We start from the raw sequence: 22,869 nt of genomic DNA, 5'->3' as shown, positions 1-22,869 counted from the left end.
CCGGCGGCTCCTACCGGCCGCAGGCGTAGCCCTGCATCCCTCGCGGGTTCGCGCCCGCGGCGAGCACTCCGGTGGCCGGGTCCCGGGTCACGGCACAGAGCCGACCCAGGCTCCACGCGTCGGCGAGCCGCACCTCGTGCCCATACGCCCGCAGGGCCGTCACCACGGAGGCGTCGAGCCGGTCCTCCACCAGCAGCACGCCGGGCTCGCGGTCGCGCGGGTAGAACGACGAGGGCACGCCGAGGCTGTGCCAGGCGGGCGCGTCGATGGCCTGCTGGAGGTGCTGACCGCCGACGAGGTGACGCAGCAGGAAGGGCACCTGCCACTGGTCCTGCTGGTCGCCGCCGGGCGTGCCGCACGCCAGGACGGGCTGCCCGTCGCGGAGCACCAGCGTCGGGCTGAGCGTGGTGCGTGGCCGGCGGCCCGGGACGAGCGACGCGGGCAGTCCCTCCTGGAGCCAGCACATCTGCAACCGGCTGCCCAGCGGGAACCCGAGCTCGGGGATCGTGGGTGAACTCTGCAACCAGCCACCGCTCGGCGTCGCGGAGATCATGTTGCCCCACCTGTCGACGACGTCGACGTGGCAGGTGTCGCCCCGGGTGACCCCGTCGGACCGCACCGTCGGCTCGCCCGTGGTGGGGTCCGGCACGTCGGCCCGATGGGTGACGCCCGAGCGCAGGTGGTCCGGCAGGCGCGGCTGCGCACCGCCGGGACTCCCCGGCCGCAGCTCGCTCGACGCGCGGTCCCCGATCAGGGCCGCCCGGTCCCGCGCGTACGCCGGGTCCAGCAGTGCCGGGGCGGGCACGTCGGCGCTGTCGCCGTACCACGCCTCACGGTCGGCGAACGCGAGCGTCAACGCCTCGACCTGAGCGTGGATGCCGGCGGCGGTGGCCGTGTCGTACGCGCCGTCGTCGTCCAGCGCGTCGAGCACGGCGAGGGCCTGGAGCAGCACCGGACCCTGGCCCCAGAAGCCGGTCTTGGCCACCGTGTAGCCCTGCCAGTCGAGGGTGGTCGGCGTTTCCCAGGTCGCCGAGAACGCGGCCAGGTCGTCGCCGGTGACCAGCCCGGCGTGTGCGCGTCCGCTGGAGTCGCGGAACGGCTGCCGGCTGAACGCGTCGATCGCCTCGGCCACGAAGCCCGTACCCCAGGCTCGGCGGGCCGCCTCGATCTGCGCCTCCCGGTCCCCGCCGGCCGCCTGCCCCGACTCGACGAGTCGGCGCAGCGTGCGGGCGTACACCGGGTTGGCGAACCGCTCCCCCGCGACCGGCGGCCGGCCGCCGCGCAGCCAGAGCTGGGCGGACGTGGGCCAGTGCTCCTCGAACAGCGATCGCACGGCCGCCACCGTCGCGCCGACCGCGCCCACCAGGGGGTGGCCGGCGGCGGCGTAGCCGATCGCCGGTTCCAGCACCTCGGCGAGGGACAGCGTGCCGTGGTCGCGCAGCAGCAGGAGCCACGCGTCCACCGCACCGGGTACGGCCGCCGCGAGCGGGCCGGCGCCCGGGACGAGGTCCAGGCCGAGCGACCGGAAGTGGGCGATCGTCGCGCCGGCCGGCGCGGGGCCCTGCCCGCACAGCACCGTCGGGCGCGGGTCCCGGGCGGTGGCGACGATCGCCGGCACCTCGCCGCCCGGGCCGTTGAGGTGAGGTTCGACGACGTGCAGGACGAACCCGGCGGTCACCGCGGCGTCGAACGCGTTGCCGCCGCGTTCGAGGATCCCCATCGCCGACTGACTGGCGAGCCAGTGCGTCGACGACACCATGCCGAAGGTGCCCTGCAGGGTCGGTCGGGTGGTGAACGACATGACAACACCTCACTGGGGGCCTGGTGGCGCTGGGAGGCGGCCGACGACGGCCGCCTCCCAGCGGGCAATGCTAGGCCCTGTCGTCCGTCCGCTCGATCACTCCGGGTACGACGGTCCCGGCTCGGTGCGCAGCATCCGCTTGAGCATGCGGTTGGCGGCCCGCATGTCGTCGGTGATCAGACGGGTCCGCACCGTCCCCTTGCCGGTCAGCTTGCCGCCCACCTCGAACACCGCGCTCTCACCCGGCAGCGGCACCGCCTGGCAGCCCGTGTACGTCTCGGCGGGCAGGCGACCGTCCAGCAGGTAGGCGTAGACCGGGTCGTCCACGCACGGGGTGTAGTACGGGAAGACACCGTGGCTGCCCTCGTTGTCGACGCTGATCATCGACGCGCCGGGGAGCTTCTTCGACGCCGCCAGCGCGCCCTCGTACGCGGTCGCCACGTCGAGTTCGTCCTGAAGCATCAGGATCTTCGGGAAGGTCTTACGGTCGAACTTCGGCATCCGGTTGCTGGTCGGCCAGTACGCGCACGCCGGCGGGTTCTGCAGGTACGGGGCGACCAGCGGCGCGTCCCGGGTGAGGCGTCGACTGAAGGCGTTCCAGTGCGCGATGCTGTCGTTCCACTGCCCGTCCTGGCAGCGGATCACCTCGAAGACGTAGTCGATGTCGTACGTGTACTCGTCCGTGCCCTGGGTCAGCAGGGACCGGTCACGCTGGGTCTTCAGCGTCGCCTGGGCGGCGACGCGGGACTGCTCGATGTACGCCCGGTCGTCGGCCGTGATGCCCGGCGCGGCGAGCAGCTTCGCGGTCGCGGCGCTGAGGATCTGCTCGGGCGTCCAGCCGTTCCACTCCTCGTAGTACTCGATGACGGTGTTCACCGCCGCCGCGGCCGTCGGATAGTTCTGGGTGTCGTAGAGCGCGCCGAGGATGAACCAGCCGAACATGAACGGTCCCATGCCGACGCGGGTGCCGCCGGCCCGCTCGAACATCTCCCGGATCTTCATCGGGTCGCTGCCCCGGCCGTACAGGTCGTCGTGGCGGGCCATGTACGGCAGCAACTGCTCCTGGAACGCCCGGTCCCGGGTGAACGGTTGCAGGTCCCAGGTCTCCTGGAGCGTCGGCGAGCCGACCGCCGCCACCGAGTCGAGCACCATCCGGCCCGTCCGGCTGCCGAACTTCGCCGCGTACCAGGTGCCCAGCCACGTGCCGTACGAGTAGCCGAGGTAGTTGAGCTTGCGCTCGCCCAGCAGCACCCGGATGAAGTCCATGTCGTACGTGGTCTGCTCGGTGGTGATGTACTTCGTCAGCTCGGTGCTGCGGCACCCGCGCACGTTGGCCTGGGTGATCAGGTCGTTGGTGTTGTCGGTGTCGCGGTAGGTCACCGTGCAGAGCAGCGGGGTGCTCTGCCCCACCCCGCGCGGGTCGAAGCCGATCACGTCGTACCGCTCGGCGAGGGCGGGCGCGGACCGCGCCACGTACGGCGCCAGCGACAGGCCGCTGCCGCCGGGGCCACCCGGGTTGACCAGCAGGATGCCCGCACGGTCGCGGCCGGACGCGGCGGTGCGACTGATCCGGACCTGGATCGTCTTGCCGTCGCGCGGGTTGTGCCAGTCGCGCGGCACGGTGACCGTCGCGCAGGACAGGCGTAGCTGCGCCTCGTCCTCGGGGCTGACCTCGGCCAGCCCGCACGGCTCCCAGGTGATCCGCTGGGTGGCCAGCGACGCGGCCAGGGCAGCGGTGTCCGGCTCGCTGGCCGTGGCCGCGCTGGCGGCGGTCCCGGCCGTGCCGCCGGTCAGGGCCGCCGCGACCAGGGTCACGGCGAGCAGGGCGGCCGGCCGGCGCACGCGGCGTGGGTGGCGCGACCCGGTCGTGGGATGGGGCATCGTCCCGTCCTCTCGTGGAGCGATTGATCGAACGGCCTTCACCCTGGCCCAGGAGTGTTTCGCCGCCGCCGTCCCGCCGTGACGAAGACCGGTCATGGCAGGATCCGGCCAGTTACAACCAGCCGCGACGGGTGGCCTGCACGCCGAGCTGGAACCGGCTGCGCGCGCCCAGCAACTCCTGGAGGCGGCTGACCCGACGGTGCACCGTGCGGTTGCTGACGCCCAGGTCACGGGCGATCGCCTCGTCGGTCAGGCCGGCGGTCAGCAGCGCGAGCAGCCGCTGGGTGGCCACCGTCGGCTCGGCGTCCGGTTCGGCGGTGTCGGCGGTGGCGTGGATCGGCGCTCCGAGTCGCCAGAACACCTCGAACAGCTCGGACAGCCCCTCCAACAACCGGGAGCGGTGCACCAGCACCGCGTCGGCCTCGTCACCGCTGGCCCGGGGCAGGACGACCAGACCACGGTCGGCGTCGGCGAGCATCATCTTCAGGGGCAGCTCGGGGAAAACCCGCGCCTGCTCACCGGCGGCGACGGCGGCCCGCACCGCGCCCAGCATCGCCTCGTCGTGCAGCAGCTCGCCCTCGTACACGCAGCGGTACCGCCGCCCGCGCCGCAGCGCGTCGTACTGCACCTCCTCCGGCACGCGGGTGGTGTCGCGCAGGTACGGCCCGCGTTCCAGACCGCGCACCTCGGCGCGGGCGCCGGCCTGCAACTGGCGGAACAGCTCGCGGACGGCGTCCTTGCCCTCGATGACCTCGACGAACGCCGCGCCCGCACCGTGCACGGCGGTGTAGAGCCCGGACAGCGTCTCGGCGGCGGCGCGCGCCCGGGCGGCCTCCATCTCCCGCAGCGCGGCCCAGTTCTCCAGGGCGGTACGCGGTGGCCGGACGTGCAGCACGCCGGCGTCGTCGCGGTGCACGGCGCCGCTGGTCAGCAGGCCGGCGAGCGCGCGCGTGGCCCGCGGCGAGGCGGTGGTCAGGAACGTCCGCTGCGCCACCGGCGCCACCCGCAGGAGATTTTGATAGACGTCCACGGCGTCCGCCGTGAGCGGGAGCGATTCCACGTCCAGGGCGGGCGTCACGGCGGGGGGACCGATCCGCATGCCGGCGATCGTAGAGCGCATCGGTGTCGACGGTTCACGCAGGTCGGAGCGCATTTATTGCGATCATTCCGGGGCCGCGTCCCCACCCTGGCCGGGCTCGCGACGGCGGTACTCGGGTTGCAGCCGCGCGCTCGTGAACGCCGACTTCACCGCCGCCTTCAGCGCGGCGATGTCGTACGCCCCGTGGTGGCGCTGGCCGTTGACGAAGAAGGTCGGCGTGCCGGTGACGCCGCTGAGGTCAGCCGACTCGACGTCCTCGGCGATCCGGTCGACGCCCATCCGCTTGACCATGTGCTCCCGGAACTCATCGAGCTCCAGACCGAGCTGCTCGGCGTAGCGCATCACGTCGGCGGGGTTGAGCGCGTCCTGGTGGGCGAGCAGCAGGTCGTGCATCTCCCAGAACGCGCCCTGTTCGCCCGCCGCCTCGGCGGCCTCGGCGGCGAGCCGCGCGTGCGGGTGGACGTCCGTGAGCGGCAGGTGCCGCCAGACGTACCGGACGTTGGCGAAGTCGGCCAGCAGCTCCCGGACCGCCGGCTCGGCCTGCCCGCAGTAGGGGCACTCGAAATCGCCGTACTCCACCACCGTCACCGGCGCGTCGAGCGACCCGCGCATGTGGTCGCGCTCCGGATCCACCGGAAGTTTCAGGTCGACGATGCCCATGACCATGCCGAGCAGCGCACGCGCGCGACGGGTCGGCGAGAGCCGGGCGACGATGCGGAACAGCAGCCAGGTGAGGACGGACGCGCCCACCGTCGCGACGAGGATGCCGAGCTTCGCCTCGTCCAGCGCCGGGCCGTGCAGGGCGTGGTTGGCGATCAGGAGCGCCACGGTGAACCCGATGCCCGAGACCGTGCCGACCCCCACCACGGCGACCCAGCCGACCGGCGGCCGGAACCGCTCGCCGCTGAGCCGGGTCACCAACCACGAGGTGATCACGATGCCGGCCGGCTTGCCGACGACGTACGCCGCCACCACGCCGAGCGTGACCGGAGACGTCACGGCCCGGCCCAGCAGCTCGCCGTCGATGACGATCCCGGCGTTCGCCAGCGCGAACAGCGGCACGATGACGTAGCTCGCCCACGGGTGGTAGAGGCTCTGTAGTCGTTCGTTCGGTGACAGCGCGGCGGTCAGCCCGGCCTGGGCCATCCGGGCGAGCTTGGGGGTGGGCTGCTCCCGGAAGAGGCGGAACTGGTCGCTCGCCCACTGCAGGTCCTTGCGGCCCGGGTCGTACGCGTAGGTCAGCAGCCCCATCAGCAGGCCCACCACGACCGGGTCGACGCCGGACTCCGACACCGCGAGCCAGGCCGCCACCCCGAGCAGCGCGTAGAACCAGCCGTGCCGGACCTTCCAGACCCGCAGGAGCAGTACGACGGCGAAGATCAGAGCCGCGACGAGCAGCGCCGTCGGCGAGAAGTGCGACGGGTAGGCGACCGCCAGCACCGCGATCGCCACCAGGTCGTCGACGACCGCGACCGTCAGCAGGAAGGCCCGCAGCCGGTCCGAGAAACGCGGCCCGAAGACGGCCAGCGCCCCGAGCGCGAGGGCCGTGTCCGTGGCCATCACCGCACCCCAGCCCAGCGCGGTGGACCGCCCGGCGTTGATCGCGAGGTAGATCCCGATCGGCAGCAGCATGCCGCCGAACCCGGCCAGCATCGGCAACGCCAGCCGACGCCGCTCACGCAGCTCGCCGATGTCGAACTCGCGGCGCAGCTCCAACCCGGCGACCAGGAAGAAGAACGTCATGAGGCCGCTGTTGACCCAGGTGCGCAGGTCGTGCGAGACGGGCCAGTCGCCGAGCCGGATCGACAGGGTGGTGCGCCACACCGACTCGTACGACGCCGGGTGCAGGTTGGCCCAGAGCAGGGCCGCCACGGCGGCGAGCAGCACCACCCGCGCGCCGCCCGTCTCGGTGCGCAGGAACGCGCGCAGCGGGGCGTTGAACCGCCCCTGCCAGGCCGTCCGGGCGGACCACCCCCGGTGCGCGTTGTTGCTCGTCACGGAGGCAATCTTCCTCGGCCTAACCGGCTCCCGGCGGGGATTCGCGATCGTCTCTCCTGACCGACCCCGCACCGGGCATGCACGGAATGCGACTGGTTGGTAGCGTACCGGTGATCTCGCTGACGGATTTCGGCGGTGGTCCCCTGGGGAGGGTCAGCATGTGGGCGGACGACGCCGCGCTCGACGCGGCGGGGCGCCGGCTCGACGAGTGGGAGTCGTCGCTCGCCGAACGGGCGGAACGGGCGAAGACGCTGTCGACGCGGATGCGGGAGCTGACCGGCACCGCCCACACCCCCGATCGGACGGTCCTGGTCACCGTCGACTCGGCTGGCCTACTGATCGACCTGCGGCTCGACGAGCGCACCCGGCACCAACCCGCGGCACGCACCGCCGAGCAGATCGTGGACACCACGAGAGCCGCGCGCTCCGACCTGCTGCGGCAGGTCGCCGAGGTGACCGCGGAGTCCCTCGGCGACGGCGCGGGCGCCCGGGCCATCGTCGACTCCTACCGCGATCGACTGCACCACGAGCAGGGGCCGAACGATGCCGGGCGGTGAGGGCATCCAGGTCGACCCGGACGACCTGACCGCCCACGCCGCACGCCTCGATCGCTGCGCCGGCAGCCTCGACACCGCCCGGCAGGCGGGCCAGCACGTCCGGTTGGGCACCGAGGCGTACGGTCAGCTCTGCGCGCTGATGCCGACACTGCTCGACGGCCTCCAGCGGACCCTGGTCGATGGCATCGGCGCCGCCGCGGGCTCGGTGCGGGACACCGCCGGAAAGCTGCGCACCAGCGCCGACCAGTACCGAGACTCCGACGCCCATGCCAAGCACCTGCTCGACGGGGTGCGGCAGCGCCCGTGACGTCCAACCCGCTCGTCGCCGCCGCAGCGGACACCCCGCCCAGCGCCTGGGCGGGCGTGTGGATCTGCGAGGACATCGAACTCATCGCGCAGGGCATCCGCAGCGGCAGTTGGATCGACGGCAGCCTCGGTGTCGTGAGCGCCGGCCTCGACGCCCTCGCGTTCGTCTCCGACCCGGTCGGCGCTCTACTGCAATACGGAATCGCCTGGCTCATCGAACACGTCAAGCCGCTCAGCGAGGCGCTCGACTGGCTCGCCGGCGACCCGGCGCAGATCACCGCACACGCCCAGACCTGGCGCAACGTCGCCGTCTCGCTCCGCGAGGACGCAGCCGAGCTGACCCGCGCCGTCCGCGACGACGTCGCCGGCTGGGGCGGCAGCGCCGGCCCCGCCTACCGCGCCTGGGCCGCCGAACAACAACAGGCCATCATCGGCCTCGCCCAGGGCGCCGACACCATGGCCGCCATCACCGAAGGCACCGCCGGCCTGGTGGCCGCCGTCCGGCTCCTGGTCCGCGACGCCATCGCCACGTGCGTGTCCCGACTCATCACGTACGCGGGTGAGCTCCTCATCACCGGCGGACTCGCCACGCCGCTGGTGGTGGAACAGGTGACGACGCTCGTCGCGTCGTGGGGGGCGCGGATCGCGCGGATGCTTCGTGCACTGCTGGCCAGCCTGCGACGGCTGATCCCGGAGGTACGCCGCCTCGGCGACCTCATCGACAAGCTCAAGCAGGCACTCGGGCGGCTACAGAAGCAGTCGCCCGGCTCGCAGAGGCCCGACCCTCCCGAGCCGACGAGAATTCCGGGTGACCCCAGCCGACCGGACTTCAGTAAGGCCGAGATCGACTCACGGAAGATCACCGCCTACGCCATGAACCCGGAGCACCCGGTCGGCAAGAACAAGTATCGCGTCATCAACTCGGCCACCGGCCTCGGTCCGGACGACGCCGACGTGATCATGCAGCAGATCCGCGAAGGCGTACTCGTCGGCAAGCCTCTGCAAGGCAAGGCGGACGATTTCGGCCAGCGGTGGCAGGTGGACCTTCCTCTGACCGGGCCAAGTGGCACGATCACCGTCCGCACGGCCTGGATACTGGAGAACGGGGCATCCGCACCTCGGATGGTGACCATCTCGTTCCCACCAAAGGAAGGGTGACATGTTGGAGCTGTACGACGTGGTTGAGCTCCGAGAAGCCATTCCGGAGGAAGAACTGCCTGCCGGGGCCGTGGGGACGGTCGTGCATGTTTTCAGCGGCCCCCCAGCTGCCTACGAAGTCGAGTTCGCCGATGCCGATGGCCGTACCGTCGCCATGTTCACGCTCCGAGCCGACCAGTTGGTTCACCGAGGCGAGTAGACGATCAGCCTGGCGTATCGAAACTCCGCCTCGCGCACCGTACTCGGATCGAGCGGGGAATGGCTCGGTTCAGGCCCCAACGCTGCGGTCCACCGGATGGAGCAGCCGCCGGAAGTCCTTTGGCAGTTCCGATTCCAGGTTCTCGATGTCTTCCGCGCTCACCGCCTCGCGCAGCGTAGTCAGCACGGCGCGGGCGCCCTTAGCGGTTCGCTCGCCATCCGTTCCCGCACGGACCCCTACCTCGTTGAGAAACTCCACGAGGTCAATCCGTTCGGCGAAGTCCACGTCCTTGTACAGGTACCCCCGCAACTCCCCGGGGACCTCGGTGGCCAGGTGCCGTGCCTCGTCACCACTGATCCCTTCCGACAAGGTCGTCAGCGTGCTCGGACGACGCTCTCCGCCTCCACTGCCGGCATTCGCGCCCGCTCCCCCACCGCTGCGAGAAATTCGGCGTAGTCCACCAGCTCTCCTTCCGGACCAGTTGGGATGCGTCGCGGGATCCTGCGTGCTACCTACGGCGCTGCCGACTGTCGGCCCCCACCGGTTCGATCACCTGCCGGAACTCCTTCGGAAGCTGGGCCATCGCGTCCTCGAACTCGTCACGGGAAACAGCCTCGCTGAGCGTGGTGAGCACCGCGCGGACCCCGGGATCCGCGAGCCGACGGTCGATCGCCGGGTGGTCCGCCACCCGCCGCACGAACTCGTCGAGCCCGAACGGCTGGGCATGTTCCTGCCTTCGATGCGGTGGCGGCTTGCGCAGGTGATCGTCGAGCCCGTCGGGAAGCTGATAGGCAAGGTCCTCAGCCTGGCCGGCGCTGATCCGATCCGCCAACGTCTCCAACGTCGCGCGGCTGACCGTCGCCGCCTGCTCGGTCGACATCTTCGCCCGCGTGGCCACTAGGTTGATGAAATCATCGTATTCCACCTGATTCTCCTCTCCGGCCCGATCGCCGTCGAACCGCCGGTTAGGGCACCCCTAACCTCGATGCGTCCCGTGTCCGTTCAGTGCTCCTCGCTCACGCGCAAGGGTCAACGTGTTCGAACTAGCTGGCCCTGGGTTCCCGGCGACGGCGGAAGGATTCCCTGGCGATCCCGCTCCTTGAGCCGCCCGTGATCCCAACTGGTTGTCGCGCACCCTCGCAGCTCGACAACCTGCCGGAACTCGAGGTGAGCGCACCTCATCCCGATCGGGCGAATCAGGAGTGGGGATTTCCCCACCACCGGCCACCCGTTCGGCCCGTACTACGGAGGCCGCTCCAACGGATAGCCTTGCACTCATAGGCTTCGATGTCCTGGCCTCGACTGGGCGCGAAGCACGTTCACTGTGGACGGTGAAGAAAGGAGACCCCATGCGCGGACGCAGATGGGCGACGCTGGCGGTGGCGGCGACGCTCGCAATCGGTGGACTCGTCGGAACCGGCGCCGCCCCGGCGGCAGCCGACCCGCAGGGCGGCACGCTCCGCGGCGTCTACTCCGATGGCCAGTTCTGCAACAGCTACGGCAGCGAGGGTGCCCGCACCGGGCAGTGGAGCTGGTACTACTGCGAGTACCGCCAGTACGGTCCCAACGCACCCGGGTTCTACTTTCTCTGGACCTTCACCTACTGAATGGCGTACTCCCGGCCGCCGGGGCCCCACTGGCCCGGCGGCCCGCTCCACTCCCCACGCCGGCGCAAGCCGCGGGAGCACTCGCCGCCGTGGCATGACTGATCTAACCGGCGCCGCCTGGCGTAAGAGCAAACGCAGCGGCGACAGCGGTGACGACTGCGCCCTACCCGGCAACCCCACTCGCTCATTTCATCTATCCACGTGGCGTAGACAGTCGACCGAACGGGCTGATCGCGACACCTGGTCGGCGGCTAGCCAACAGCGCGGGTGATCATGAAAATCGGCCAGTGACTTTTCCTCAACAACCGCCACCCCCTCCGGGCCTGCCCACAATGCCGAAGAAGGTGACCAACCCGCTCGTTGTCGGCCTCATCGCAGGCTCCGTCGCCCTACTCATCGGGTGTTGCGGTGGCGTGGCGATCGGACGGAGCATGGGCGAATCCGATCCTGCGCCTACGGCGATCGCGTCGGCTCCCGCCGACGCTCCTCGGACTACCAATGCCCCAAGCACACCGTCCGTCTCGGCGGAGATTCCAGCCGCCAGCAGCACACCGGCCGCCCCGCTATCAAGCACCGCGCCGGAAACCGTCGCGATGCCCAACGTGGTTGGGCAGAACGCGGCCGTGGCTGCGGACCAACTCCGTGACCTCGGGTTCACCAAAATTCAGTACGGCTCCCAAGACGAACACGACACCGTTGTTCTGCTTGCTTCGAACTGGACCGTCACCAAACAGTCCACCAAGGCTGGGAGCAAGGTGCCCACTGACACGCTGATTGTGCTCACCTGCACCAAGCAGCGTTGACGCCAAGCGAAGCAGATCGCCTCTGCGACGTGTACGGCGCTGTGCACTCGTCATCGACGTAAACGCCGGGAGCAGTCGCCGTCGTGGCCGTCGCGCAGGAGGCAGCGCCGGCCGCCGGGCAGCCGCAGGTCGCAGAAGACCCGGTGGCGCAGGAACTGCTGGTCCTCCTCGGATACGGTGGTCTCCCCCGGGTCCGTCATCGGCAGCACCAACATCCAGCGGCCGATCACCCGGGCGAGGCGTTGCGCGGCGGGCAGGTCGGTGGCGACGACGGGCAGGTGGATGACGTACCGCTGGCTCATTGGACCTGGTCCCGCTCGTTGCGGGCGCGGGCCTGACCGGCTTGCCAGCGACGCAGGCCGGCCTTGATCCGGACCGTCTCGCGGCGACTCTCGGCGAGAGCGGCGTAGACGGCCGCCATGTCGACGGCGACCCGGTCGAGGAAGGCGTACACGTCGTCGGGGTTCAGACCGCGACGCCCGAGCCCGACAGGCGGAAAGCGGCGCTCACGCACCTGCCACGGCAAGAGACTGGTGTACGCGGCGGAGCGGTAGGTCGCACCACCGCTCACCGTCCCTGGTCGCTGGCTTCTGGCGTTCATGTCTGCCTGCCTTCCGGATGCGGAGGGGCGAGGGGTGCTCGGGAATGCACGGCGGCCGTTCGGGGGGACCGGCCGGCCGCCGTGCTGTGATCAGCCTGCGACACTCCGCATCGAAAATGCAACGTTCAATACCGCGATTTCCCCGTTGTGCATTGACTTTCTTTGCTGAAACCCGTAGGAGTTGCAGAAGCAGGTCACGCAGTGTTGCGCGTTGGAACCAGGGAGTGTGCGGATGCCCGACGACATCGGATCGACAGTGCCGCGCCGGCAACTCGGCCGGCTGCTGCGGCAATTCCGCAACGAGGCCGGGGTGACACTCGACGCCGCCGCCGAAGCCCTCGAATACAGCCGGCAGAAGATCTGGCGCCTCGAATGCGGCCAGGGCTCCGTCCGGGTGCTCGACGTCAAGGCGATGTGCGAGCTGTACGGGGTGTCGCCCGAGATGACCGAGGCGATGCGCGGACTGGCCGCCGAGACGAAGTCGAAGGGCTGGTGGCACGCGTACGGCGACGCAGTGCCGAACTGGTTCGAGCTGTACGTGGGCCTGGAATCCGCTGCCGCCCACCTTCGCCGATATGACGAGTCGCTCATCCCTGGGATCCTTCAGACGAAGGAGTACGCCCGCGCGCTCTACCGCCTGGGCGGAATGCTCAACGAGGAGGAACGCGAGCGAGCGGTACAGGTCCGACTTCAACGGCAGGCATTGCTCTTTCGACGCTTGCCGGCAGCTCCCAGGCTTGAATCCGTGCTGTCTGAGGCGGTGCTTCGGCGGGGTGTTGGTGGTTCGCAGGTCATGACCGAGCAGCTCGCTCACCTCATCAGACTGTTCGAGCTACCGAACGTCATCGTCAGGGTGCTACCCCTGGCAGCAGGCCCGCAGCCTGGCGCGGTAGCGGGATCCTTTGTGATCCTTGACTTCCCGGCGACCAAGGGCGGTCGTACCGCGCCGGAACCGTCGGTGGTCTACAGCGAGTCGTTGACCGGCGCCCTGTACCTTGACAAGCCCGACGAACTGGCCGCTTACGAGCGCGTCTGGCGAGGACTGGATGCGCTGGCCCTCGGCGAGGCAGAATCGATGGACATGATCAAGCAGATCGCTGGGGAGATGCGGCATGACTGACCTGAGTGGCGCCATCTGGCGCAAGAGCACCCGCAGCGGCGACAACGGTGGCGACTGCGTCGAGGTCGCCACCAATCTCCCCGGCATCGTCGCGGTCCGCGACTCCAAGAATCAGGCCGGACCGGCTCTCACCTTCCACCCAACGGCTTGGGACGCCTTCATCGGCAGCGCCGGCAGCAACACGATCCACCTCCCGCAGTCCTGACGACCACTCCGACGGGTGGCACAGAAAGCGCCCTGCGGAAGTCCGCCCTACGGCAATTGCCTCCACAGGAATTGCGGATCAATGACTGGGATTAGCCAGCACTGTCTACAATGGTCGGCGAGCGGTTGTCCGAGATGCGACCACAACGATCCACGCCGGATAGACGACAGCCTCTGTCGCTGCCCACCGGGCTAGCCTGCTCTCGTCGGCCCACTCGAGGCAGCGAATCCGAAGGAGCGAGTCATGTTCATCGTGGCAACCCAGGATCCGAATACCCGCCGTCAATCTGAGGGAGCCGAATCGGGCGCGGCCGCATGGGGTGCCCTCCTGCCCATCGACGCCGGGCTCACGCAGGCGGAGGCGGATCGGCAGTTGGCCACCTACCTGGCCGGGGTGCAGAACGGTGAGCCACTGTGCATTCGTGCGCACGGCAACGACGAGGAGATCGGTGACGCCGAGGCAGGTGCCAAGGACTGGGGTTGGACCTACAAGAAGCTGGCCCGGATGCTGGCCATCCACCTGACCGCCACCCCGAGCGTGGTTTTGATCCGCTCGTGCGCCGAGAAGGTGACCAACTTCCCCACCCTGATGGCGGTTCGCCTCGAGTCGAGCTGGCCGGGCGCGAACCACCTCGACGGAGTCGCCATTTACGGCTACAACCTGTCCGTCAACATCAGTACGCCGGTCCCCTCGCCTCAGCAGTTGCCCAAGAACGTCCAAGTCCAACCGGTCGTCATCTCGTTGTGACAGGCGATCACTGCGGCGTGAGTGCCAACGTTCGTCAGGCTCGCGGAATCATGAGCCATGGCGGCGGCACGATGGCGAGGTGGACGTAAGCGCCGGCCATCTTCAACACACTTGGAATGTCGCTCGCACCCTGATCTCCGGCACCGACACTTCCCCGCGTGGCCTCGAAGTCGGGCTGCGCGGGGAAGACGTCGCTCAGCCCGGCAACGCCGCTTTCATCACCAGCGAGGCGGCCGAGGGCGGGAGCGGCACATTGAGGACGAGCTCGTCCCCGCGGTCTTCGACCGGGCCGATCACCACCGCGACCTCGTAACGATCGGGCGTGGCCCAGATGTCGGGCCAGGTCAGGGACGGGCACAACATCTCTCGCGGGCCCAGCTGCAGTTCGTGAGGTTTGCCGGGAGCGAGATCAAACCCACTTCGGATCGCATCGATGCCCTGGGAACTGGGATCGCCCGGTTTGTTGACCATCGGCCCTCCGCCGACAATGACACCGTCCTTCAGATAGAGCACCTGAAGAAGCGATGGCGGACTGGAAGCCACATGGACCGCCCGCGTGGCGGCGAATGTCACCGTCACTGCTGGGCCGGAGTCGTTCCTCACCTTGACCACCGAGGACACGTCTGCAGTAAGGAGGCCGCCCGGAGTGGGAGCCACGTGGTCGTAGCGGTCGCCGCAGACGTACACCTCGGGCTCCTTCTCGGCAGTGGCGGTTGGCCCGGTGGGGGTCGACGGCCCCGGAGTCGCGCCTGTGCCGATAGTCGGATCACCGCCGCTGACGATCCCGGCCACGGCGACCGTCACCAGCGACATCACCATGATCGAAGCAACGCCGGTTCCGGCCGCCAGCAGCCCTCGACGGTGCCGGACGCGTGCGCGTACGCGATCAGTGGCGAACGACGGCGGATCGGCCTCGTCTGCCACGCTTGCCAGACGGTCCCGCCAAACACGGTCATCGGACGGCACGTTCGTCCTCCCCTATGTCGTCGTGCAGCAGCCCCGCCAGGCGACGTCTACCGTCATACAGGTGGCGTTTCACCGTGCCGGCACCGCAGCCGAGTTGTGCGGCGATCTCTGGAATGGGCAGATCGACGTGGTAGTAGAGGACAACGCACGCACGTTGTTGTGGGGTGAGCTCCAGGAGCGCCGCCCGGAGGTCATGTCGGGCATCCGCGGCACGTGAACCGTCCTCGACCCGGTCCGGCGCCAGCGCGAACGGCATCACGCGCCGCCACACCTCCCGCCGCCGGATCCGGTCGAGGTAGAGGTTGACGACGACCTTGCGAACGTACTGCTCAGAGTTCTCGACGTTGTCGCGCCGTGGCCGGGTGAATGCTCGCACCAACGCGTCCTGCACCAAGTCTTCGGCGTCGCTGTCGTTGCCGCAGAGCAGGTAGGCGTAGCGCTTCAGCGCCGCGCCTCGGGCGTCGACGAGATCCGCCAGCGCCTGCTCCCAACCTGCCACGACAGAGTCCCCTCGGTGTTGTCCTCACTATCTTGGACGAACGAGGGGCCGGTCCGGTTGGGGCGCAACCACCAGGCAGTTGCGGCGGGCAAACTCGTCAAGAGACGTCTGGGCAAGCAGGCCAGTTCGACAGCTCCAGTGGCTTATGGTGATAAACCGGACGCTCGGGGGTGGGCGTTCGGTCGCGGATCACGCGCCGTTTCAGCCGAAGGGTGGACCCATGAATGAGCACCCCCGCGGCGTCGACGACTGCTGAGATGGACTGGGCCGGATGGGCGTTGTTCGGGCTGGTCGCCACCGCGCTGCTCACCGCGGCGATGATCACCGCTCAGCTGGCCGGCCTCACCCGGCTCGACCTGCCCCTGGTGCTCGGGACCTTCGTCACCGCCGATCCCGACCGGGCCCGGGTCGTCGGGTTCTTCCTGCACCTGTGCGTCGGTCAGGGGTTCGCCCTCGGGTACGCGGGCACGTTCGCGCTGTTGTACCGCGCCACCTGGTGGATCGGAGCGCTGCTCGGGATCGTGCACGTCGGCATCGCCCTGACGGTGCTGCTGCCGCTGCTTCCTGGCGTCCACCCCCGCATGGCGTCGCAGCGGGCGGGACCGGCAAGCACGGCGGTGTTGGAGCCGCCCGGGCTGTTCGCCCTCAACTACGGGGTCCAGACTCCCCTGGTCACGGTTGTCGTCCACGTCGTCTACGGGGTTGCTCTCGGGATACTCCTGCAGGCCCGGTGACCCGGGGCTCGTCGAGGAGCGACCGCCGTGACCGGTGAGCGGCCGATCAGTGACTACGGGCTGCTGGGCGACACGCGTACCGCCGCGCTGGTCGCCAGTGACGGCGCGATGGACTGGCTCTGCGTACCGCGCTTCGACGGTGAGTCCCTGTTCGGCCGACTGGTCGGGGGTCCGGACGCCGGAACGTTCCGGGTCGGCCCGGCGCGGCCGGCCACGGTCCTCGAACGCCGGTACCGGCAGCACACCGCCACCCTGGAGACCACCTGGGCGGTGGGCGGCGGCCGGCTCCGCCTCACCGAGGCCATGGTGGCCGAGGTCAGCGGTCGCCTGCTGCCCACGACACTGGTCGTACGCCGATTGTCGGCCGAGCGGGCGGCGGTCGACGCGGTGGTGGAGTTCGATCCCCGCCTGGGCGTACGACACCGCCGGCCCCGGGTCCAGCACCGGCGTCAGACCCTGGTGTGTGAGTGGGGGGCGCTGGCGGTCGCGCTGGACAGCACGCCCACGGTCCGGATCGAACCGGGCCGACCGACTCCCCTCACGGTCCGGCCCGATCATCCGGTCACCCTCGTGCTGGCCGTGGCCCACCGTGAGCCGATCGTCCACGTCGAGCCGACGGCCGCCTGGGACCTGCTCGTCGAGGACGAGGCCCGCTGGCGCGCCTGGACCGCGGAGATCGACGAGCGGGTGCCCTTCCGGGAGCACGTCGTACGGAGTCTGCTCACGATGCGGCTGCTCACCTACTCGCCCTCGGGAGCGCCGGTGGCCGCACCCACCACGTCCCTGCCCGAGGATCCCGGCGGGGAACGCAACTGGGACTACCGCTACGTCTGGCCCCGTGACGCCAGCATCGGCGTCAGCGCCTTCCTCAGCGTCGGCAAGGCCGACGAGGCCCAGGGCTTCCTCGCCTGGCTGTTGCACGCCAGCCGGCTGCAACGGCCACGCCTGCCGGCGCTGCTCACGCTGCATGGCCGGCACGTACCGGCGGAACGGAAACTCGATTGGCCCGGCTACCTCGGCAGCCGGCCGGTACGCGTGGGCAACGCCGCTGCCGGTCAGCACCAGCTCGACGGCTACGGCTGGGTGATTGACGCGGCCTGGGCGTTCGCTCAGTCCGGACACCGCCTCTATGCCGAGACGTGGCGGGCGGTGCGCGGTTTCGCCGACGTGGTCTCCCAATGTTGGCCGGAGCCCGATGCCGGTATCTGGGAGGTACGCGAGCCCGCCCAACACGTCCATTCCAAGCTCATGGGCTGGCTCGCCCTGGACCGTGCCCTGGCCATCGCCGACACCCATCCCCTGTCGGACCGCCAACGTCGACGCTGGCAGCGATCCCGGGACGCCATTGCCGCCGACGTCCGGATGCGCGGCGTCGACCCGGCGGCGAACAGCTACGTCCGCACGTACGGCTCCCGGGACCTCGACGCGGCGCTGCTCGTCCTGCCGCTGCTCGGCATGGACCCGACCGACTCACCCCGGGTACGGGGCACCATCGACGCCATCCGGGACCGGCTGTCCGCCGGCGGTCCACTGCTCTACCGCTACCCGCCCGGGCGGGACGGCCTCCCCGGCACCGAGGGCGCGTTCCTGCCCTGCTCGTTCTGGCTCGTTCAGGCCCTGGCCCGCACCGGACGTCGGCGCGAGGCCGTCGAGCTGTTCGAGGCCCTGGTCGATTACGCAAGTCCCCTCGGCCTGTACGCCGAAGAGGTGGACCCGGCGACGGGCGCCCACCTCGGCAACTACCCCCAGACGCTGACCCACGCCGCGCTCGTCCAGGCCGCGCTCGCCATCCGCGACGCCCCCGTTGGTGATCCCGGGTCTGTCTGAGAGGGCTGCCGCAGGCGGCTGGCGTCGCCGCCGTGGTGTCCTCAGTATCGTGGACGAACCGGGGGTCACCGGTTTGGGCATCGGTTCGCTTTTCTGCATGACAGGGTCCGACAAGGAGCACATCGTGATGGTTGACCTTCGCGCCGGGCTGGTGGCGACGACGCTCGTCGTCGCTCTCGCCGGATGCTCCGACACCGCCCGCAACGACGATCCGCCAGATCGGACCGCCAGCGTGAGCCCGGCACCGGTCCAGACCGACAGGGAACCGATCGCGAAACGGTTCCCGCGTCTCGGCGACTTCGTCGAAGCCCACTGGCAGGCAGCAACCGCCGGGGGTGAAAGCCGCGTCACCGTGCCGGGCCCGACCGACACTCAGATCGAGGCACTGGTCGTGCTGCGACCCGACACCATCGCCACGATCCTCAAGGAATACGAGTGGCAGCCCGCGCCACCCGGCTGGGAAGCGTCGTTGAGCGCCGAACTGCGTCCGTTCCTGCCCACCGGCGGCACCTGGCAGGTCAGTGAGAAGTACGCCGAGGACGTCCAGACGACACCCCGCAACGGCACCGTCTACCTCGATGCCGGCAGCGGCACGGTCTTCCTACGGTTCATCGACAGTTGACGAGCCCTCGGTGACGCGCCACTCGTGCGAGTAGGGTCCTGATCATGACGATTCCGCACCTGAGCGCTGCCGACGGCACGACCCTGCCCGCGATCGGGCTCGGCACGTACCAGTTGAACGGCTCGGCGGGCGTCGACGCGATCGGGCACGCGATCCGGGCGGGTTACCGGCTGCTCGACTCGGCGGTCAACTACGAGAACGAGGGCGCGGTCGGTCGGGCCGCGCGGGACGCGGGCGACGTCCGCGACGAACTGATCGTCACGTCGAAGTTGCCGGGGCGGCACCACCGCTACGACGAGGCGCTGACCACCATCGAGGAGAGTGTGTTCCGCACCGGCCTCGACCGGATCGACCTCTACCTGATCCACTGGCCGAACCCCAAGGAAGACCGGTACGTGCAGGCCTGGCGGGCGCTGATCGAGGCGCGCGAGCGGGGTCTGGTGCGGCACATCGGGCTCTCCAACTTTCTGCCCGAGCACATCGACCGGCTGGTTGCCGAGACCGGTGTCGCGCCGGTGGTCAACCAGATCGAGGTGCACCCGTACTTTCCGCAGCAGGAGGCGCTCGACTACCACCGGGAGCACGGCATCCTGGTGCAGGGGTGGAGTCCGCTGGGCCACGGCAACGACCTGCGACAGCACCCGGTCATCGCCGAGATCGCGGCCGCGCACGGCGTCAGCACCGCGCAGACGATCCTGGCCTGGCACGTGGCCCGCCAGGTGATCCCGCTGCCCAAGGCCGCCTCGCCGCAGCGGCAGGTCGAGAACCTGGACGTCTTCGGCATCACGCTCACCGACGACCAGGTCGAGGCCATCACCGCGCTGGGCCGCCCGGACGGGCGCCTCTCAGATCAGGACCCCGCGGTGTACGAGGAGTTCTGACGGGCCCGCCGCACGATGCTGACGTACCTCGGGCGCGTGCGGTAGCCGGCCGGCGGCGGCATCCACGAGGCCGGGCCGGGCTCGTCAGGCCGCCACCGCGGTGGCCGGTTCCGACAACGGGCCGGCGAAGTGGCACGCCGCGGCGTGCCCGTCGCCCACCTGGCGCAGCGGCGGGGTCGTGGTGGCGCAGACGTCCTCGGCCTTCCAGCAGCGGCTGCGGAACCGGCAGCCGGTCGGCGGGTCCATCGGGCCCGGCACGTCGCCGGCCAGCCGGATCCGGGTCTTCGGCGCCCCGCCGCGCACGACCCCCAGATCGGGTACGGCGGAGAGCAACGCCTGGGTGTACGGGTGCTGCGGCGTGCCGTAGAGCGCGTCGCGGTCGGCGGTCTCGACGACCCGACCGAGATACATGACGGCCACCCGGTCGCAGAAGTGCCGCACCACGCCCAGGTCGTGGGCGATGAAGACGAAGGCGATGGTGAACTCCTTGCGGAGGTCTTCGAGGAGGTTCATCACCTGCGCCTGGATCGACACGTCGAGGGCGCTGACGGGTTCGTCGGCGACGATCACCTTCGGCTGTACGGCCAGCGCGCGGGCGATGCCGATGCGCTGCCGTTGACCGCCGGAGAACTCGTGCGGGTACCTGTTGTAGTGCTCGGGGTTGAGCCCCACCACCTCCAGCAACTCGCGGACGCGGTCCAGTTCCCTGCCCTTGGGCACCAGGTTGTGCACCCGCAGGGGCGCGCCGATGATGGTGCCCACCGTGTGCCGCGGGTTGAGCGACGAGTACGGGTCCTGGAAAATGAGCTGCAGCTCCCGCCGGTACGGCCGCAGGTCCTTCTCCTTCAGGTGCGTGATGTCGGTCCCCTGGTAGAGGACCTGACCGCCGGTCGGTTCGAGCAGCCGGGTGATCAGGCGGCCGGTGGTGGTCTTGCCGCAACCGGATTCACCGACCAGGCCGAGCGTCTCGCCGGCGCGCAGTTGCAGCGACACTCCGTCGACGGCGCGGATCCGGTGGTCGTCGCGGCCGAACCACCCGTCGCCCCGAGCGGTGAAGTGCATCTGCAGGTCCCGCAGTTCCAGCAACGGTGCCCCGGTCGCGGCGAGGGTCGCGGTGTCGGTGGTGGCAGTGGTCATCACGTGTTCCTTCAGGGCAGCCGGGGCAGGATGTCGGTCTCGAAGATCCCGGCCGGGTCGGGCAGGTGGCAGCGGGAGGTCCGGGTGGTGTCCGCCGTGCGGGAGACCAGCTCGGGCAGGTCCACGGCGCAACCCCGCGCCCGACCGGCGAACTCGCACCGCGGGTGGAACGAGCACCCGGTGGGCAACGCGAGCAGGCTGGGCGGCGTGCCGGGAATCGGGTGCAGCCGGGCCGGTTCGCCGGAGACCGCCGGGATGCTCTCCAGCAGACCCCAGGTGTACGGGTGCAGTGGCCGGCCGAGGATCGCGTCGGCCCGGCCGTACTCGACGCCGCGTCCGCCGTACATGACCAGCACGTCGTCGGCGATCTCGGCGACGACCCCGAGGTCGTGGGTGATGAAGAGGACCGCCGAGCCGAAGTCCTGCTGCAACTCCATGATCAGGTCGAGGATCTGCGCCTGCACGGTGACGTCCAGCGCGGTGGTGGGCTCGTCGGCGATCAGCAGTTTGGGGTCGTTGACCAGGGCCATCGCGATCATCGCGCGTTGTCGCATGCCGCCGGAGAACTGGTGCGGGTAGTCACCCAGGCGGCGGCGGGGGTTGGGGATGCCGACCCGGCCGAGCATGTCGACCGCCCGGTCCCGGGCCACCCGCTTGGACACGCGGTGGTGCGCCCGGTACGCCTCGATGATCTGGTCGCCGACGGTGAAGTACGGGTGCAGCGACGACTGTGGATCCTGGAAGATCATCGCGGCGTTGGCACCTCGCCGCTTGCGGAGTTCGGCGGACGGCATGCCGACGATCTCCTCGCCGCCGACGGTGATCGAGCCGGTCATCCGGGTGCTGCGCGGGTCGTGCAGGCCCATGATGGCCATGCTGGACACGCTCTTGCCGGAGCCGGATTCGCCGACCACCGCGAGGGTGCGACCCAGTGGCAGGGAGTAGCTGAGCCCCTGCACCGCCCGCACGAGGCCGTCGGCGGTCGGGAAGGTGACGGTGAGGTCGGTGACCTCCAGGTAGGACTGCCCGGCGGCACGGTCGCCGACGGCGCGGCGGGCGCGGGAGACCGTCTCGGGCCGTCGCTCCGGGCTCGACAGCAGGTGCGGTTCGGTCATCCCAGCCTCACTCGCGGGTCGAGGATCGTGTAGAGGATGTCGACGAGCAGGTTCATCACGACCAGCACCACCGAGCCGACCAGCACGCCGGCCATCAGCACCGGCAGGTCGTACTGGTTGAAGGCGCGCAGGGTCAGCACGCCGAGGCCGGGCAACCCGAACAGCGCCTCGGTGAAGATCGCTCCGGTCAACTGGATTGCCAGGTCGATGCCGAAGATGGTGGCGATCGGGGTGATCGCGGCGCGCAGGCCGTGGCGGTAGACCACCCGACGCTCGTTGATGCCCTTCGCGCGGGCGGTGCGGATGTAGTCCTCGCCCAGCGTCTCGATCATGGACGCTCGGGCGTAGCGGGTGTACGAGGCGGCGTTGGCCAGGCCCAGCGTCAGCCAGGCGGCCAGCAGTCCGGTCGCCCAGGTGAACGGGTTCTCCAGCAGCGGGTGGTAGCCGGCGTGCGGCAGGAACGTCGCGTACAGCGAGACGAGCAGCGCGACCACGAAGTACGGCACGGCGTTGATGCCGAGCGAGGTGCCGACCATGAGCCGGTCCAGGTAGGTCCCTCGTCTTCGGGCCGCGACGATGCCGGCGAGGATGCCGACGATCAGGTAGACCACCGCGCCACCGAGGACGATCGAGACGGTGACCGGCAGGGCCTGCCCGATCAGCTTCGTGACCGGCTGGCCGAGGGTGTACGAGTAGCCGAGGCAGGGCGCATGGCAGTCGATGGCGAGCCCACCGGAGTGGTAGGTGCGCCCGACCACGAGCCCCTCGAGATATCCGCCGATCTGCTGCGCGACGGGCTCGTCGAGGTTGAGGCTGGCGCTGATGTCGGCGTAGCGCTCCGGGGTGCAGCGCTGGCCGCAGATCGTTCCGGCCGGGTCGGTGGGCGCGACGAAGAACAGCCCGAAGCTGGCGATCAGCGTCACGATGACGACGGAGACCGCGCTGACGATCCGTCGCAGGATGTAGATGAGCACCGCCGAGGCTCCTGGTGGCAGCGGGCCGGGGC

The 22,869-nt window shown here is 70.0% G+C and carries 26 protein-coding genes; 13 read left to right on the top strand and 13 right to left on the bottom strand.

Annotation, left to right across the window (positions count from 1 at the left end):
- Window positions 1-10 precede the first annotated feature (10 nt).
- The 4 genes from ACLQ25_RS08230 to nhaA all read right to left on the bottom strand — a co-directional run bounded on the left by ACLQ25_RS08230 (window position 11) and on the right by nhaA (window position 6,779).
- Window positions 11-1,801: a gamma-glutamyltransferase family protein gene (locus tag ACLQ25_RS08230; RefSeq protein ID WP_425730295.1), complete on the bottom strand. Its 1,791-nt coding sequence runs from the start codon at window positions 1,799-1,801 to the stop codon at window positions 11-13.
- Window positions 1,802-1,897: 96 nt separating this feature from the next.
- Window positions 1,898-3,682, bottom strand: coding sequence for an alpha/beta hydrolase (locus ACLQ25_RS08225; protein ID WP_425730294.1), 1,785 nt, complete (start codon window positions 3,680-3,682; stop codon window positions 1,898-1,900).
- 112 nt (window positions 3,683-3,794) lie between these two features.
- Window positions 3,795-4,781 (bottom strand): LuxR C-terminal-related transcriptional regulator, encoded by a 987-nt coding sequence (locus ACLQ25_RS08220; protein WP_425730293.1) that lies wholly within the window; start codon window positions 4,779-4,781, stop codon window positions 3,795-3,797.
- Window positions 4,782-4,844: 63 nt separating this feature from the next.
- Complete coding sequence (gene nhaA, locus ACLQ25_RS08215) at window positions 4,845-6,779, bottom strand: Na+/H+ antiporter NhaA (RefSeq protein WP_425730292.1); 1,935 nt, start codon at window positions 6,777-6,779, stop codon at window positions 4,845-4,847.
- Between the two features lie 158 nt (window positions 6,780-6,937).
- On the opposite strand from nhaA, the gene ACLQ25_RS08210 reads away from it, so the two are divergent.
- The 4 genes from ACLQ25_RS08210 to ACLQ25_RS08195 are packed head-to-tail and all read left to right on the top strand — an operon-like array spanning window position 6,938 to window position 8,999.
- Entirely contained in the window at window positions 6,938-7,336 is a 399-nt protein-coding gene (locus ACLQ25_RS08210) for a YbaB/EbfC family nucleoid-associated protein (protein WP_425730291.1), read from the top strand.
- On the top strand, window positions 7,323-7,643 hold the full coding sequence (locus tag ACLQ25_RS08205) for a type VII secretion target (RefSeq protein ID WP_425730290.1): 321 nt from the start codon (window positions 7,323-7,325) through the stop codon (window positions 7,641-7,643). Before ACLQ25_RS08210 ends, ACLQ25_RS08205 begins: the two co-directional genes overlap by 14 nt.
- The gene (locus ACLQ25_RS08200) at window positions 7,640-8,800 is read left to right on the top strand and encodes a WXG100 family type VII secretion target (RefSeq protein WP_425730289.1); all 1,161 of its coding nucleotides are present in this window, start codon (window positions 7,640-7,642) and stop codon (window positions 8,798-8,800) included. The genes ACLQ25_RS08205 and ACLQ25_RS08200 overlap by 4 nt, the downstream gene beginning before the upstream one ends.
- A 1-nt stretch (window position 8,801) precedes the next feature.
- Window positions 8,802-8,999: a DUF4926 domain-containing protein gene (locus ACLQ25_RS08195; protein WP_425730288.1), complete on the top strand. Its 198-nt coding sequence runs from the start codon at window positions 8,802-8,804 to the stop codon at window positions 8,997-8,999.
- Between the two features lie 69 nt (window positions 9,000-9,068).
- Here the strand turns inward: ACLQ25_RS08195 and ACLQ25_RS08190 are convergent, their stop codons facing one another.
- Both ACLQ25_RS08190 and ACLQ25_RS08185 read right to left on the bottom strand, forming a co-directional pair.
- Window positions 9,069-9,368 (bottom strand): DUF2267 domain-containing protein, encoded by a 300-nt coding sequence (locus tag ACLQ25_RS08190; protein WP_425730287.1) that lies wholly within the window; start codon window positions 9,366-9,368, stop codon window positions 9,069-9,071.
- Between the two features lie 139 nt (window positions 9,369-9,507).
- Window positions 9,508-9,924, bottom strand: coding sequence for a DUF2267 domain-containing protein (locus tag ACLQ25_RS08185; protein WP_425730286.1), 417 nt, complete (start codon window positions 9,922-9,924; stop codon window positions 9,508-9,510).
- Window positions 9,925-10,348: 424 nt separating this feature from the next.
- Here ACLQ25_RS08185 and ACLQ25_RS08180 point away from each other — a divergent pair, with 424 nt between their 5' ends.
- Together ACLQ25_RS08180 and ACLQ25_RS08175 are read left to right on the top strand one after the other, a co-directional pair.
- Window positions 10,349-10,606 carry a hypothetical protein gene (locus tag ACLQ25_RS08180; RefSeq protein WP_425730285.1) on the top strand — a complete coding sequence of 86 codons (258 nt, stop codon included), beginning with the start codon at window positions 10,349-10,351 and terminating at the stop codon, window positions 10,604-10,606.
- Window positions 10,607-10,938: 332 nt separating this feature from the next.
- Window positions 10,939-11,409, top strand: coding sequence for a PASTA domain-containing protein (locus ACLQ25_RS08175; RefSeq protein ID WP_425730284.1), 471 nt, complete (start codon window positions 10,939-10,941; stop codon window positions 11,407-11,409).
- Between the two features lie 50 nt (window positions 11,410-11,459).
- On the opposite strand, the gene ACLQ25_RS08170 is transcribed toward ACLQ25_RS08175, so the two are convergent.
- Window positions 11,460-11,711, bottom strand: a complete 252-nt coding sequence (locus ACLQ25_RS08170) for a hypothetical protein (protein ID WP_425730283.1) — start codon at window positions 11,709-11,711, stop codon at window positions 11,460-11,462.
- Complete coding sequence (locus tag ACLQ25_RS08165; RefSeq protein WP_425730282.1) at window positions 11,708-12,010, bottom strand: DivIVA domain-containing protein; 303 nt, start codon at window positions 12,008-12,010, stop codon at window positions 11,708-11,710. Before ACLQ25_RS08165 ends, ACLQ25_RS08170 begins: the two co-directional genes overlap by 4 nt.
- 232 nt (window positions 12,011-12,242) lie before the next feature.
- Between ACLQ25_RS08165 and ACLQ25_RS08160 the strand changes: the two genes are divergently transcribed.
- The 3 genes from ACLQ25_RS08160 (at window position 12,243) to ACLQ25_RS08150 (ending at window position 14,082) form a co-directional block, all read left to right on the top strand.
- Complete coding sequence (locus ACLQ25_RS08160; protein WP_425730281.1) at window positions 12,243-13,130, top strand: helix-turn-helix domain-containing protein; 888 nt, start codon at window positions 12,243-12,245, stop codon at window positions 13,128-13,130.
- Window positions 13,123-13,335 (top strand): DUF397 domain-containing protein, encoded by a 213-nt coding sequence (locus ACLQ25_RS08155; RefSeq protein ID WP_425730280.1) that lies wholly within the window; start codon window positions 13,123-13,125, stop codon window positions 13,333-13,335. Before ACLQ25_RS08160 ends, ACLQ25_RS08155 begins: the two co-directional genes overlap by 8 nt.
- A gap of 243 nt (window positions 13,336-13,578) precedes the next feature.
- A complete protein-coding gene (locus ACLQ25_RS08150; RefSeq protein WP_425730279.1) occupies window positions 13,579-14,082 on the top strand; it encodes a hypothetical protein in 504 nt (167 codons plus the stop codon).
- A 195-nt stretch (window positions 14,083-14,277) separates the two neighbouring features.
- Here ACLQ25_RS08150 and ACLQ25_RS08145 read toward each other — a convergent pair whose 3' ends face one another.
- Entirely contained in the window at window positions 14,278-15,006 is a 729-nt protein-coding gene (locus ACLQ25_RS08145; RefSeq protein ID WP_425730278.1) for a hypothetical protein, read from the bottom strand.
- A 28-nt stretch (window positions 15,007-15,034) separates the two neighbouring features.
- Entirely contained in the window at window positions 15,035-15,547 is a 513-nt protein-coding gene (locus ACLQ25_RS08140) for an RNA polymerase sigma factor (RefSeq protein WP_425730277.1), read from the bottom strand.
- Between the two features lie 224 nt (window positions 15,548-15,771).
- Between ACLQ25_RS08140 and ACLQ25_RS08135 the strand changes: the two genes are divergently transcribed.
- Genes ACLQ25_RS08135 through ACLQ25_RS08120 form a run of 4 tightly spaced genes read left to right on the top strand, consistent with a single transcriptional unit; the run spans window position 15,772 to window position 19,611 of the window.
- Entirely contained in the window at window positions 15,772-16,281 is a 510-nt protein-coding gene (locus ACLQ25_RS08135) for a hypothetical protein (RefSeq protein ID WP_425730276.1), read from the top strand.
- A gap of 27 nt (window positions 16,282-16,308) precedes the next feature.
- On the top strand, window positions 16,309-18,108 hold the full coding sequence (locus ACLQ25_RS08130; protein ID WP_425730275.1) for a glycoside hydrolase family 15 protein: 1,800 nt from the start codon (window positions 16,309-16,311) through the stop codon (window positions 18,106-18,108).
- Window positions 18,089-18,730 carry a hypothetical protein gene (locus ACLQ25_RS08125; RefSeq protein WP_425730274.1) on the top strand — a complete coding sequence of 214 codons (642 nt, stop codon included), beginning with the start codon at window positions 18,089-18,091 and terminating at the stop codon, window positions 18,728-18,730. Before ACLQ25_RS08130 ends, ACLQ25_RS08125 begins: the two co-directional genes overlap by 20 nt.
- Window positions 18,731-18,774: 44 nt before the next feature.
- The gene (locus ACLQ25_RS08120) at window positions 18,775-19,611 is read left to right on the top strand and encodes an aldo/keto reductase (protein ID WP_425730273.1); all 837 of its coding nucleotides are present in this window, start codon (window positions 18,775-18,777) and stop codon (window positions 19,609-19,611) included.
- Between the two features lie 84 nt (window positions 19,612-19,695).
- On the opposite strand, the gene ACLQ25_RS08115 is transcribed toward ACLQ25_RS08120, so the two are convergent.
- From ACLQ25_RS08115 to ACLQ25_RS08105, 3 genes are read right to left on the bottom strand one after another with little or no spacing between them, the layout of a single operon-like run.
- Complete coding sequence (locus ACLQ25_RS08115) at window positions 19,696-20,748, bottom strand: ABC transporter ATP-binding protein (RefSeq protein WP_425730272.1); 1,053 nt, start codon at window positions 20,746-20,748, stop codon at window positions 19,696-19,698.
- Between the two features lie 11 nt (window positions 20,749-20,759).
- The gene (locus tag ACLQ25_RS08110; RefSeq protein WP_425730271.1) at window positions 20,760-21,863 is read right to left on the bottom strand and encodes an ABC transporter ATP-binding protein; all 1,104 of its coding nucleotides are present in this window, start codon (window positions 21,861-21,863) and stop codon (window positions 20,760-20,762) included.
- Window positions 21,860-22,837 carry an ABC transporter permease gene (locus ACLQ25_RS08105; protein ID WP_425730270.1) on the bottom strand — a complete coding sequence of 326 codons (978 nt, stop codon included), beginning with the start codon at window positions 22,835-22,837 and terminating at the stop codon, window positions 21,860-21,862. The genes ACLQ25_RS08110 and ACLQ25_RS08105 overlap by 4 nt, the downstream gene beginning before the upstream one ends.
- Window positions 22,838-22,869 lie beyond the last annotated feature (32 nt).

Source organism: Micromonospora sp. DT44, assembly GCF_049841635.1.
Lineage (GTDB): Bacteria > Actinomycetota > Actinomycetes > Mycobacteriales > Micromonosporaceae > Micromonospora.
Note: the sequence above shows the minus strand (reverse complement) of the source record. Positions and strands in the feature narration are given on the sequence as shown.